Annotated in this window: 14 protein-coding genes; 5 read left to right on the top strand and 9 right to left on the bottom strand. The window is 44.7% G+C overall.

The features are described 5' to 3' along the window. Positions 1–12: 12 nt before the first annotated feature. The 7 genes from LZG94_RS23305 to LZG94_RS23275 form a co-directional block, all read right to left on the bottom strand. Entirely contained in the window at positions 13–2,379 is a 2,367-nt protein-coding gene (locus LZG94_RS23305; protein ID WP_233794071.1) for a TonB-dependent receptor, read from the bottom strand. Positions 2,380–2,606: 227 nt separating this feature from the next. After that, positions 2,607–3,098, bottom strand: coding sequence for a 2-amino-4-hydroxy-6-hydroxymethyldihydropteridine diphosphokinase (gene folK / locus LZG94_RS23300; protein ID WP_233794070.1), 492 nt, complete (start codon positions 3,096–3,098; stop codon positions 2,607–2,609). Positions 3,099–3,184: 86 nt separating this feature from the next. Continuing rightward, a complete protein-coding gene (rpmB, locus tag LZG94_RS23295) occupies positions 3,185–3,424 on the bottom strand; it encodes a 50S ribosomal protein L28 (protein WP_026632020.1) in 240 nt (79 codons plus the stop codon). 89 nt (positions 3,425–3,513) lie between these two features. Then, a complete protein-coding gene (locus LZG94_RS23290) occupies positions 3,514–4,200 on the bottom strand; it encodes a response regulator transcription factor (RefSeq protein ID WP_233794069.1) in 687 nt (228 codons plus the stop codon). Further along, on the bottom strand, positions 4,197–5,450 hold the full coding sequence (locus LZG94_RS23285) for a sensor histidine kinase KdpD (RefSeq protein WP_215236128.1): 1,254 nt from the start codon (positions 5,448–5,450) through the stop codon (positions 4,197–4,199). Before LZG94_RS23285 ends, LZG94_RS23290 begins: the two co-directional genes overlap by 4 nt. A gap of 117 nt (positions 5,451–5,567) precedes the next feature. Then, positions 5,568–6,416, bottom strand: coding sequence for an N-acetylglucosamine kinase (locus tag LZG94_RS23280; RefSeq protein WP_233794068.1), 849 nt, complete (start codon positions 6,414–6,416; stop codon positions 5,568–5,570). A gap of 10 nt (positions 6,417–6,426) precedes the next feature. Next, positions 6,427–6,660, bottom strand: a complete 234-nt coding sequence (locus tag LZG94_RS23275; RefSeq protein ID WP_233794067.1) for a cytochrome b5 domain-containing protein — start codon at positions 6,658–6,660, stop codon at positions 6,427–6,429. Positions 6,661–6,797: 137 nt separating this feature from the next. Here LZG94_RS23275 and LZG94_RS23270 point away from each other — a divergent pair, with 137 nt between their 5' ends. The 3 genes from LZG94_RS23270 to LZG94_RS23260 all read left to right on the top strand — a co-directional run bounded on the left by LZG94_RS23270 (position 6,798) and on the right by LZG94_RS23260 (position 9,361). Further along, positions 6,798–7,253, top strand: a complete 456-nt coding sequence (locus LZG94_RS23270) for a hypothetical protein (RefSeq protein WP_215236131.1) — start codon at positions 6,798–6,800, stop codon at positions 7,251–7,253. Positions 7,254–7,334: 81 nt separating this feature from the next. Continuing rightward, a complete protein-coding gene (gene thiL / locus LZG94_RS23265; protein WP_215236132.1) occupies positions 7,335–8,354 on the top strand; it encodes a thiamine-phosphate kinase in 1,020 nt (339 codons plus the stop codon). A gap of 17 nt (positions 8,355–8,371) precedes the next feature. Next, entirely contained in the window at positions 8,372–9,361 is a 990-nt protein-coding gene (locus LZG94_RS23260; protein WP_233794066.1) for a hypothetical protein, read from the top strand. 54 nt (positions 9,362–9,415) lie between these two features. On the opposite strand, the gene LZG94_RS23255 is transcribed toward LZG94_RS23260, so the two are convergent. Continuing rightward, positions 9,416–10,246: an aminotransferase class IV gene (locus LZG94_RS23255; RefSeq protein ID WP_233794065.1), complete on the bottom strand. Its 831-nt coding sequence runs from the start codon at positions 10,244–10,246 to the stop codon at positions 9,416–9,418. A gap of 202 nt (positions 10,247–10,448) precedes the next feature. Here LZG94_RS23255 and LZG94_RS23250 point away from each other — a divergent pair, with 202 nt between their 5' ends. Both LZG94_RS23250 and LZG94_RS23245 read left to right on the top strand, forming a co-directional pair. After that, positions 10,449–11,423 carry a polyprenyl synthetase family protein gene (locus LZG94_RS23250; protein ID WP_233794064.1) on the top strand — a complete coding sequence of 325 codons (975 nt, stop codon included), beginning with the start codon at positions 10,449–10,451 and terminating at the stop codon, positions 11,421–11,423. A 24-nt stretch (positions 11,424–11,447) separates the two neighbouring features. Further along, positions 11,448–12,077 carry a rhomboid family intramembrane serine protease gene (locus LZG94_RS23245; protein ID WP_233794063.1) on the top strand — a complete coding sequence of 210 codons (630 nt, stop codon included), beginning with the start codon at positions 11,448–11,450 and terminating at the stop codon, positions 12,075–12,077. A gap of 2 nt (positions 12,078–12,079) precedes the next feature. Here the strand turns inward: LZG94_RS23245 and LZG94_RS23240 are convergent, their stop codons facing one another. Then, positions 12,080–12,739, bottom strand: coding sequence for a phosphatidylserine decarboxylase family protein (locus tag LZG94_RS23240; RefSeq protein ID WP_233794062.1), 660 nt, complete (start codon positions 12,737–12,739; stop codon positions 12,080–12,082). Positions 12,740–12,808 lie beyond the last annotated feature (69 nt).

Genomic DNA, 12,808 nt, shown 5'->3' with positions numbered 1-12,808 from the left:
ATTCATGGCCGGTTAAAATTTGAAATTGTAAGTGATCGCCGGGATAAAACTTCCTATCACCGCGTACCGTACAGCCTCTGTCTTTAAGGAATTATCTTCATTCACCCGTGTGTAGATCGAGAATGGATTGCGGCGGTTGTAAATGTTATAGAAAGATAGTACCCACTCGCCCTCGCCGACCTTAAAAAGCTTCTTTTTGGATTTCAATGTGGCTGCCAGGTCAAGTCGATGATAGGCAGGAATGCGGTTATTATTTCTTCGGTTATTGTAATTATTACCGATAATCCAGTCGCCGTGTTCCCACCGGTTGGTTGGGAAAGTAGCGGGCGTACCCGAAGTAATCGTGAAATTGGCGGATAGTGAGAGCCGTTTTCCCACTTCGTAAATCGCAACGGAAGTGAAGTTGTGCGGCTTATCGAATCTTGCCGGAAACCAATCGTCGTTGTTGATACTTTCAACCTGCCGCTCAGTTTTTGACAATGTATAACTGATCCAGCCTGTCAGTTTTCCCTTATTTTTTTTAAGATAAAACTCAGCTCCGTAAGCCCGGCCTTTTCCAAACAATAGATCACCCGCAACGAATTGATTGAGAAGTAGTTCAGAAGCTGGAATATAGTCAATCTGATTATATAGTTTTTTATAATAAACCTCCACGGAAGCTTCGTAGGTATTGTCTTTCAAATTCTGAAACCAGCCCAATGCAACCTGATCTGCTTTTTCAGGCTGAATAATGGGTGAACTCAAAGTCCATACATCAAGTGGCGAAGCGGCGGCTGTATTAGAAAGCAAATGCAGGTATTGGGCAGTCCGGTTGTAGCTGGCCTTGATCGACGCATTGGAAGTTACCCCGATATTCAGCGAAGCGCGCGGCTCCCAATTTCCGTAGCTTTTGATCTTTTCACCTCTTTTATATTCTGTTCCGGGAAATACTGGTAGTTTACGTTTTCCGATTTCATCAGTTATATATTCGTACTCAGTGCCTGGGCCCAAACTGCGGAAATAGGAGTAGCGAATACCATATTGCATGGAGATCCGATCCGAAAATTTTTGCTCGTTTCCAATATAAAACGCCGATTCATCCGCGTACTTTGGATCCAGGCTGATATCGGTAGACTGTCCTTCCGACACAGCAAGTGCGCGGCCCGGGCGGGTATCGTAGTAAATGTATTGACCTCCGAAAGTCAGCTGGTTATTAGGTGTAATGTAAAATGTAAAATCAGGTTTAATGCTGGTACTGATGATCTTGGACTTCCAGTCGAACTTGTCTTTTGCATTGGGATCGTTTGCGTTTTGCCCGAGCGAATAGTCGTAGTTGCTGTAATAGCCCGTCAGGTTCATGAACAGCTTATTGGAAAAAATGTGGTTCCAGCGCGCTGTGGCAGTTGCATTTCCCCAGCCGAAGCCAAAATCTCCCCCGCCGAAAACGTCTTTGCCGAAATACCCGGAAGCATAAAATGTATCCTTATCGCCCAGCTGGTAGTTGACTTTCGCTGTAAGGTCGTAAAAATAAAATTTAGAATCTTTCAGATCGGAGTTCAGAAAAGGCTTTGCGAGCACATCAATGTACGAACGACGACCAGCGACGATGAAAGACCCTTTTCCTTTAGCAAAAGGCTGCTCGTAAGTGAGACGGGAAAATATAGTACCGATCCCACCATTCACCTCGCGTTTCTTGGAGTTACCCTCCTTCATTCTGACGTCGAGAATAGAAGAAATCCTCCCGCCATATTGCGCAGGAATACCTCCTTTGATCAATTTCACGTCTTTCACAGCATCCGGATTGAATACCGAGAAAAAACCGAAAAGGTGGGAAGAATTGTAAACGGGCGCTTCATCCAGCAAAACCAGATTCTGAGAAACATCGCCGCCCCTTACATTGAAACCCGAAGCGCCTTCCCCAACCGTAGTCACGCCAGGAAGCAGCTGAATACTGCGAATCAAATCCACTTCACCGAGTAATGCAGGCATTTTCCGGATCGTTTTCATCTCCACCTTATTCACAGACATTTCAATACTTCGCACATTTTCATCCTCCCGCTGCGTCGAAACCGTTACTTCCTGCAACTGATTGCTTTCGTCTTCCATTTCAATGCTCAACGTTTTGTCAGCGTCGAGTGTCACTTCTCTGGTGACTTTCTGGTAGCCTATGTAACTGAAAACGAGCGTGTAATTACCGCTGGGCAATGTAATAGAGTAAAATCCATAGGGATTTGTAACCACGCCGGTAGCGGCTTCGCGCACATATACCGAAACGCCTATGAGCCCTTCTCCGTTGGCTTTGTCTTTGACATAACCGCTTACCGTCTGCCGGTTTTGCGCATTGACCTGAAAACAAACGCCGAGTAATAGCAGCAGTAGGTAGATTTTCCTGTTTTTCATTGGCTTAATTTTGGTTCGCAATTTGAATTTTTTCTATTCAAAAGATTGACAACTCAGTGGCTACATCCCCTTTGTTTTTGCGGACAAAAGGTAAAATTGATCGACTTATCTCCGCAAAACAAGGTCTAACGGCATTATAATGACAGAGAAAAGTGATGAACTACCTAAAAAAGGGAGTCAATGGTCAATGCGGGTAAACCGGTCGTGAAAATGCTTTTATAAATATTTCAAGAGACCTTTGAAACTGTACTATGATCAGGGCATTCGTCCAATAATTGAGTAATTGTCTTCTTTTGTTTCGGGTCGATAAATTCCGGAGCGATTTCGGAAAGAGGTATTAATGTAAATCTACGTTTGTGGAGGCGGGGATGTGGCAGAGTGAGGGTGGAATTGTCAAGAATGAGGTTGGCGTAGTAGAGCATATCAATGTCAATCAGCCGGGCGCCCCAGCGTATTTTGCGAATGCGGCCCAGTTCCTGCTCTATCTGCAACAATATGTTCAGAAGATTTTCCGGTTTTAAAGCTGATTCAATTTCGATAACCTGGTTCAAAAATGCAGGCTGGTCGGCTAATCCCCAGGGTTCGGTTTCATAAATCGACGATTCTGCCAAAATAGTACCTGCTTTTTCAGCGACCATTTCCCTGGCGTGCTGCAAAATCGCGGTGCGATCGCCGAGGTTAGAGCCCAAAAGAAGATAGATATTTCCGCGACCGTTCATGCAGGCAAGTTAGTGTATTTAGCCAGGACACGAAAAAAAGGACTTCCTGATGAAAGGAAGCCCTTTAAAATAAACTCGTAATATCCTTAGAACGTAAGTGTTCCTTTATCGTATGCTTTCTGTATAGTTGCTTCGATACCGTTTTTATTGATGGTACGAAGAGCTGATGTAGCTACTTTCAACGTAACCCACTCTCCTGTTGAAGGAAGGAAGAAACGTTTCTTTTGCAAATTCGGGAAGAATTTACGCTTTGTTTTATTGTTAGCGTGAGAAACGTTATTTCCAACGCGAGTTCTTTTACCTGTAATTTGACAAACCTTAGCCATAACCTTACTTTTTTTCCAAATGAGGGTGCAAAGATGTGTAAATATTTTTTTTTGAACAACTCCTGGTCGAAAATATTTACAAAAACACATTACCAGCGCATTCTGAATCCTACTCCGTGAATATTGTCAATGCGGATCTCGGGGTCTCCGGCGAGGTATTTACGCAATCTTGAGATAAAAACATCCAGGCTCCTGCCCATAAAATAATCGTCGTCTCCCCAGATCGCTTTCAACAAGTCGTCGCGGCGGATTACGGCGTCAGGGCGTTCTGACAGATACTTCAAAACCTCCGCTTCCCTGAATGTAAGGTTCTGGCTGCTACCATTCAGATTCAATGTAAGTTTTTGAAAATCAAATGCATATTGACCTACTTTGCTGGTATTCGTCTTTACCGGCGCAGGCTGTTCGGACTTGCTTCTTCTCAAAAAAACATCAATCCGCAGTTTCAGTTCTTCAATGCTGAAAGGCTTGGTCACATAATCATCGGCGCCAATTTTCAGCCCTTTGATCTTGTCTTCCTGCAAAGATCTTGCAGAGAGGAAAAGGATAGGAACCTGACTATCGGAGCTGCGGATCTTTTCGGCCAATGTAAATCCATCCATTTTAGGCAGCATAATATCCAGCACACAAATGTCGAAATGCTCCTTTTCGAAAAAATCCAGCGCCTCTTTTCCGTCTGCGGCGTGAATTACCTCAAAATCATATTGTTCCAGATTGTCTTTGGTAGCGAACGCCAGATTGGGATCGTCCTCTACATATAATATTCTTTTTTTCATGCGTGTTGTTTCTGAGGAATATTGATCCTGAAAGTACTTCCTTTTCCTAATGTACTTTCCAGTTCGAGTTTCCAGCGGTGGGCCCTCACGATCTGTTTTACATAACTTAACCCGATCCCGAATCCTTTTACATTATGCACATCGCCGTAAGGAATGCGGAAGAACTGGTTAAATATCTTTTTCTGGTATTCAGGCGCAATTCCGATCCCGTGGTCGCGCACTGCGATTACGAGACATTTTCCTTTGTTGTAAATATCAATTTCAACTTCGGGCGCATCGTCGGAATATTTTAATGCATTGTCTACCAGATTGTTGATCACACACCGCAAATGAAATGGATCCGCTTCGATGATCTGGTTTTCGGCCTGGTCTTTAAACTTCACCTTATTTTCAAACGGAAGCAGCACAGACTTGATCATTTCGCCCACGTTGATCTGCTCCTTTTGTAAAGTAAGTACATTCCGCTCAGCTTTGGCCATCGAAAGCACCATTTCGACCTGACCCTGCAACCGCAATATCTCATCCTGCACGATCTGAACATATCGCTTATGGCGTGCCGGCTGGGTTACGATATTGTCAGAATTCAATACATCTGCAGCAATTCGGATCGTAGAAATCGGCGTTTGCAGCTCGTGGGTCATGTTATTGACAAAATCACGCTGTACCTCCGAAAGCTGCTTTTGTCTCAAAATCACAAAAAGTGCATAAGCGAAAAGCGACACGGCAACAAGTACCAGCACCGACGACCAGATTGCGCGGTTGATACTGCCTGCGAAATAGGTTTCCTGTTCTGGAAAGCGCACGCCGAAGTAATAGGGGTATTTATCTGTTTTGATCCAGTTGGAAGTCGGCGTTGGAATTTTTGCATTGTTTTTCGTGCTCAGCGACATTCCGTAGCGCATTCTGTTGGTCGTGCAATCGTAAATTCCGACGTCGAAATCGGCGATCAGTTTGTATTTCTGAAAGCTTTCCTTGATAAAAACTTCCAGCAATTCGGGCTGGGTAGTTGAATTGGTATTGACCAGAAAATACTCAGGAGAAAGCTGCTCGACGGGATTACTGGTTTGCATTACGCCGTTTACCTGCGCCAGTTTTGCTGCTACATCCTGTAAAGCAACGTGGGCATTCTGGTTAAACTGCCGGTGCCGGAGGTCGAGCGCCTGTTTCACCCAGAAAATCTGCGTAATGACAACGCCTATAATCAGCAGTGCAGAAAAAACAGTAAGCGCTTGAATTGTTCGTCTCGACATTACAATGGTATAATAGTCAAATTTAAGACCATTTACACAGATACAACGGGAATGCAGCTTGCCTGCGCACCAAACTAGCGCGCTTTAACATTCATTAACGCTTCGTTCCCGATTGATTTATAAATAATACTGTACCAATCCGTCCAGCGGCGTTTTTAGAATGCGGCCGGTTTGTAAACCTTTTGAGGCGAGTACAGATTTGAGAATATCCTGGTAGTAAAATGCGATCGATCCGGTGAAATGGACAGGATATTGATCTGCGTTTTTGTGTTTGAGAATGTATTTTTGGGTAAAAAGCGAAAATGCTTCTTCGAGCACATCCCGGATGTAGCTATGATCAGTATGCTCTGAAATAAATCCGGAAAACGTAGCAAAAAAGCGGTTTGGATAGGGTTTCTTATAAGCGTGGTCCAATATGTAGAGCCGATCTATTTCGGGATATTTTTTGGCAAATTTTTCGTGCAGATCAGCCGGAAGTTCATTTTGTAAATAACTCACGACGAGCGTCTTACCGAGATAAGACCCACTTCCTTCGTCGCCCAGCCAGAATCCCAGCGAACCGATCTGGCGGACTATATTTTCGCCATCGTAAAATGCATTATTAGCCCCGGTTCCGAGAATGCACGCCAGTCCGGCACTATGCCCGCACAGGCCGCGTGCGGCACCCAGCATATCGGAAGCGACCTGAATTTCCGTAGCGGAGGGAATGCAATTTTGTAAAGCATCATAAACCGGCCGGCTCGATTTCTCGTCCGCACAGCCGGCTCCGTAAAAGAATATCTTATCAATAACAACCTGAATTTGAGGGAGTACCTGCTTTTCAATTACAGGAATAATCTCTTCCGCCGACTGATAAAATGGATTAATACCTGCCGACTGGAATGTGGCTAGTCGCGAGCCGCTTTTTGTGACAACCCAATCGGTCTTCGTGGAGCCGCTGTCGGCTATTAAAAATGTAGATTCCATTTGACCGGGTTTAGAGTTTTTGTAATCTGCCGATCACCTGAAAGCGCTTGAAAACCTGATCTGTGTGCGGCGCGTCGCCTAGTTCTTTTGTCAGATCCTGGCCGGCCCAATGCTCGTAGTGGTGCCCGTTTCGCCATAATCTCGACGAAGTGACGTCGTAAATGATCCCTTTGTAGGCACACCAGATCTCCTCTTTATCCTGACCATTCCGGAGCGCCAGCTGCGCACGCGTATATTCTTTCATGAAGGTAAATTTTGCCCGCAATTTAATGATATCAACCGGCGGCTATAAAATTAAAATGATCTTGATCGAATATTTTGATATTCAGACTAAAAAGTAGGAACTTGGCGTTGTGTTAAGAAATTTTTGAAAAAAGATATATGAAAAAAAGTTACTCTCTGATATGGTGTATTGCTCTGGTTTTCACATTGATAACCGCGGGATGTAAAGAAAAAGTAAAGCCCGTTTCTGAGCGAATTGCCAAAGCGTGGACAGCGGAATCTGTAAAACACGGAACTGTGGCGGCTTATTCAAGAGGCGGATCCAGCAACCAGTTTCCGGGATACTCGGCATTCAGGCTGGTACTTACCAATGCAGCAGGCGCAATGACCGTTTCATTTACAGACTTTGAAGGAAGCACTTTCAACGGAACCTGGGCATTAGAAGGAGATAGCAAGTTGATATTGAGTGGATTGACTCCACAGCCGACCGGAACAGGCGGTACCATTGAATTTACGATCAATTCAATCGACGATGCCAAACTGGTATTGACCCGGTTGAAAGGCAGCTCAAAAACGGGCGGCTCGATCAACGAATACACTTTGACGAATCCATAAGAACACATATACTTAATATTTTGAATTGCGAAGCCATTTCTGACCGGAAGTGGCTTCGCTTTTTTTGTCTAATTTTGTAGCATGGAAAGCAGAACAGAAATCAGCAGCCTGGGTGAATTCGGGCTGATACAGAGAATAAATAAAGGAGTGACAAATACGCAGCCGGATACTGTTACGGGTATCGGCGACGATGCGGCGGTAATGGATATTGGTGAAGAATATGGGCTGTTAACCACCGATCTGCTGCTGGAAGGCGTGCATTTCGATCTTACCTTTTTTCCGCTTAAACATCTGGGTTACAAATCAATAGCAGCCAGCGTTTCGGACATTGCTGCAATGAACGGGTATCCGCGGCAGGTTACGGTGAATATTGCGATCAGCAACCGGTTTTCTGTTGAGGCGATCGATGAATTTTATGCGGGTGTGAGAACGGCCTGCAAGGATTTCAGTGTGGATCTGGTGGGCGGCGATACTTCTTCTTCGAGATCCGGATTATTGATCTCGGTAAGTGTATTTGGGAAAGTTAAGAAAGACAAGGTCGTTTACAGAAATACAGCAAAGCCAAACGATTTGCTGTGCGTAACGGGAGATCTGGGCGGGGCTTATCTTGGTTTGCAGCTACTGGAAAGGGAAAAGCAGGTTTTTCTGACTAACCCGGATATGCAGCCGGAGCTGGAAGGTAAGGATTATGTGATACAACGTCAGTTGCGCCCCGAGGCAAGGATGGACGTGATTTATGAACTGGAAGAAGCGGGTGTAACGCCAACTTCTATGATCGACGTTTCCGACGGACTGGCTTCCGATCTGCTGCATATTTGTGCCCAATCAGGCGTTGGTGCGGTGGTTTTTGAAGAAAGATTGCCTATTGATGAGCAAACTTATCTGGCAGCTACGGAACTCAATCTGAGCCCGATAACCGCTGCATTGAATGGAGGAGAAGATTATGAGCTGTTATTTACAGTTTCTCAGGCAGACTACGAAAAGATAAAAAACAACCCCAAAATCACATTTGTAGGTTATATAGCAGATAAAAGTGAAGGAGTTTCCCTACATACCAAAGGCGACAGCCGCGTGCCGATGACCGCGCAGGGCTGGACCTGATATTTTACCAAAAAAATATGAAAAAAGGCACGATCGCGCAGATCGTGCCTTTTTTATTTACTTCAAATGCAACAGAGCAGCCACGCAACCATCGGAGGTTTTTCGCCGTAATCGCGACAACCAATTCATCTCTAACAATAAAAATGAATCCGATGAAAATCTTTTCCATTACCCGCAGTCTGTTTGTGCTGGGGCTATTACTGGCAGTGACAATTTCCTGCTCTGACGATGATGATAATCAACAGCCGGTTTCTAATGATGTGATGCTAAAAGACGCCGGCTCGCTAGGTAAGGTTTTGACAGATAAGGACGGGAGATCGCTTTATTTTTTTACAAAAGATGCAGGCACAACTTCGGTCTGCACAGGTCAATGCCTGACGCGCTGGCCGGTATTTTCAGTAGCGAATCCTACTTCCATTAAATTGGATGCAGGCCTGAAAGCTTCTGATTTCGCCAATATCACGCGGACCGACGGTGTGACACAAACGACTTACAAAGGCTGGCCGCTGTATTATTTCCAGGATGATGCGGCTGCGGGCGATGCGAAAGGAGAGGGAATGGGAAATCTGTGGTATGTGGCTAAAACGAAATACACGGTAATGCTTTCCAATGCGCAGCTGGTTGGAAACGACGGTAAATCCTACAAGGCAGACTACACAGAAGGTACAGCGGAAACGCAATTTATCGTCGATAGCCTCGGTCGTACTTTATATGCATTTGCAAGAGATTCATCGATGAACAACAATTGGACAACAAACGACGCGACCCACGATGCGACCTGGCCGATTTACGAAGTAAATACCATTGAAGATATTCCTTCGGCTCTGGATAAAACGTTATTCGGTACGATCACCGTTTTTGGTAAAAAACAGCTTACTTATAAAGGCTGGCCGTTGTACTATTTCGGATTGGATGCGATGGACAAAGGACCAACGAAAGGAGTAAGTTTTCCGCGGCCGGGAGTTTGGCCGATTGTCAACAAAGAATCACCTATTGCGCCTAAATAAATTGATTTATTACAAAAAGTGAAGAGAAGTGGTTTTCGCAAGGAAGCCACTTTTTTATTTACCCCAATCGGCTACCAGTTTTTCAAAAAGCTCCTGCAAAAATAATGTCCGCTTTCCAGCCAGTCCGTTGCCTATAAGCTCGTCGCCGATCTGTACTACTGGCATTACCCATTTGGTAGTACTGGTGGTGAAAACTTCTTCTGCTGTAATCACTTCCTGATAAAAAATGGGTCTGACTTCCACTTCAAAATGTGCTTCTGCAAGTTCCAGTACCACTTTTCTTGTTATTCCATTTAATATGTTCCGGTTGGAAGTGATCAGTTTCCCGTCTCTGAAAATGAATATATTGCTTCTTGTCAGTTCACTTACTTCGTCGTCTTTATAAAACAACAGATCTGCTGCCAGCTGCCTTTTCATTTCATCCGCCATTAAAACCATGTGTACGTAATTGGTGGTTTTGATCTCTGGCAGGTCGCGGACATATTCATAAGGAATTACTTTAATACCTTTCAAACGGCCGGCCGGATTATCCTGCGGCAGCGCCTCCGTTTTTATCAGGAAATTGGGCTGCACTACATGCACACTGTCGGGCGCGTAACCTCCTGTAAGTACAAAGCGGAATGCAACTTCCTGTTCGCCGGATAATGCGTGCAGATCGGCAAGTACCTTTTCGGTGTCGTGTTGTGAGATTGGAACTTGCAGTTTGAGCAGCCTCGCGGAGTTTTCAAATCGCTGCCAGTAATCGTCCCAGCGGAAAGGAATACCGTTATAGGTTCTGAAATAGTCAAACAAACCGTACCCGCGCAGTATACCAAGGTCATTGGTTTGAAATACAGGCTGATCTATTGGCGTAATATCTCCGTTGAAATACTGGTGAAATGGCATGCTGTTCTGGGAAATGTTAGATTTTCAAAGTTATCATATTGTCGGGGAATAGCTCCAAAACAATGCAAAATCGAATTAATACATGAAATGTTATCCGCAAGACAAGGAAATTCCGCTACTTTGCATAAGTCGCCTCAACCGGCTGATAAGTTAAAATCTAAATATTGCGTCCTGATCTGATCAGGCGATTTCTGCACTTCGAATGGTTAACCCCGAGCAATTACTGCAAACGCTTCAAGCCGAATTTGAGAAACATTCCTACGGCGAAAATCCGGCTGAACTTTACGAGCCGATCGGTTATATTATGTCCCTTCACGGGAAACGTTTCCGGCCTTTGCTGACATTATTGTCAGCATCGATCTATTCGGAAAATATCAGTGCGGCACTGAAACCGGCCATGGCGGTGGAGGTTTTTCACAATTTTACATTAATGCACGATGATATCATGGACCGCGCACCATTGCGGAGAGGAAAACCGACAGTGCACGAAAAATGGAATGCGAATACAGCTATTCTTTCGGGAGATGTAATGCTGATCCGCGCCTATGATCTGCTTTTGGATATTCCCAAAGAGAAGCTAAGGCTTGTTTTGGCAAGATTTAATCAAACTGCCGCTGAGGTGTGCGAAGGCCAGCAGCTCGACATGAATTTTGAAACGCGCTGGAATGTGACAGAGGAAGAATATCTGGAAATGATCCGTTTGAAAACGTCGGTCCTGCTTGGTTTTGCGTTGGAATTAGGTGGAATAATTGGCGGCGCGGATGAAGAATCCGTCAAGCTGCTTTATGCTGCCGGGGAAAATATGGGGATCGGTTTTCAGCTGAAAGACGATCTTCTGGACGTTTACGGCGATCCTTCCAAGTTTGGAAAGCAGGTAGGCGGGGATATTATTGCAAACAAGAAAACGTTCCTATTGATCGAGGCGCTTTCAAAAGCGGATAATGCAACTAAAAGTGAGCTGGAAAAGTGGATTTCAGAACCGATTTTTGATGCTGAAGAAAAGATTAGCGCGGTAAAGGCAGTTTATGAATCACTGGGTATCCGCAGTTTGACTGAACAAAAAATCAGTGATTATTTCGGAAAGGGGCTGGAAAACCTTCGAAATCTCAGTATTGAAAATTCCCGGAAGGAACCGCTACTGCAATTCGCACAGCAATTGGTTGATCGGGAAAAATAATGTTATTCTTTAATCTTTGATTTTATGTCACTTACCCTTCTGCTTGTCATTATTACATCTGGTATCAGTTATTATGCCTTCAACAATTACAGTTTGATGGATAAGCTGATCATGAACCCATACAAAGTCACCAGGCGAAATGAATATTACCGGTTTGTAACGTCCGGCTTCATCCACGCAGATTTTGGGCATTTAATATTCAATATGCTCAGTTTATGGTTTGTAGGGGAAGGGATCGAGCGGCTTTTCGGTATGTTGTTCGGGCCCAGCGGGTCGCTGTATTTCCTGTTCCTTTATATAGTGGGAATTATCGTTTCCGATATTCCAACTTTTATGAAGCACCGCAACAATTCAAATTACAACTCTCTGGGTGCTTCCGGAGGTGTTTCCGCTGTTCTGTTTGCAGCAATTCTTTTTGCTCCGACTATGACAATTTCTCTGTACTTCTTCATCAAAATGAAGGCATTTATTTTCGGGATCTTATTTCTGGGATACTCGCTTTATGAAGCGAAAAAGGGCACGAGTTATGTGAATCACAGCGCGCACATGTATGGCGCAATCTTCGGAATGGTGTTTATGGCGATTGTTTATCCAGCGGCGGTGCCGGGATTTTTTCAGCAAATTGGTGATTGGCTCGGCACATTAACGCCGTAAACTTATTTCAATTCAGCCAATACTGTCACGCTGCCTACGGTTTTATCTTGCAGGTTAACCTTGATCTCCGCATCCAGCGGGACGAAAATATCTACGCGCGAGCCGAATTTGATAAAACCCATTTCGGTGCTCTGCTCAACTTTGTCGCCTTCCTTTACGTACCAGCGAATGCGGCGTGCAGCAGCTCCTGCAATTTGTCTGAACAGAATATCAATTCCTTCTAATGTTCTGATTACTACCGTGGTGCGCTCATTATCCGTGCTGGATTTCGGGTGCCACGCTACCAGATAAAGTCCTGCGTGGTATTTAAAATACTGAACTACACCACTTACCGGGTTCCAGTTGATGTGCACGTTCAGCGGCGACATGAATATGCTGATCTGTCTTCTTGGGCCATTAAAGTATTCGGTTTCAACGACTTCTTCAATCACAACCACTTTTCCGTCACAAGGCGCTACGATTTGCCGGTCGCTTTTGTGCACTACGCGGGTCGGGACGCGGAAAAACTGGACAACCAGCAGAAGCACAAAGATGCTGCCGATAATTGCCAACATCGGGATCCAGTAACCGTCCGGAAGGAGGTAATTAATCCCTAAGTTGATCAGTACCAGAACGATGATTGTGATCAGAATGATGGTATATCCTTCCTTGTGAAGCCTCATGTTGATGGAATATTGTGTTAATGCGCTACTATAACTGCAAATATCGTATAAATCCTGATTTTACGGCAG

The organism is Dyadobacter sp. CY343, assembly GCF_021390335.1.
Classification (GTDB): Bacteria; Bacteroidota; Bacteroidia; order Cytophagales; family Spirosomataceae; genus Dyadobacter.
The sequence above is the reverse complement of the archived record's forward strand: the minus strand, read 5'-3'. Positions and strand labels throughout refer to the sequence as shown.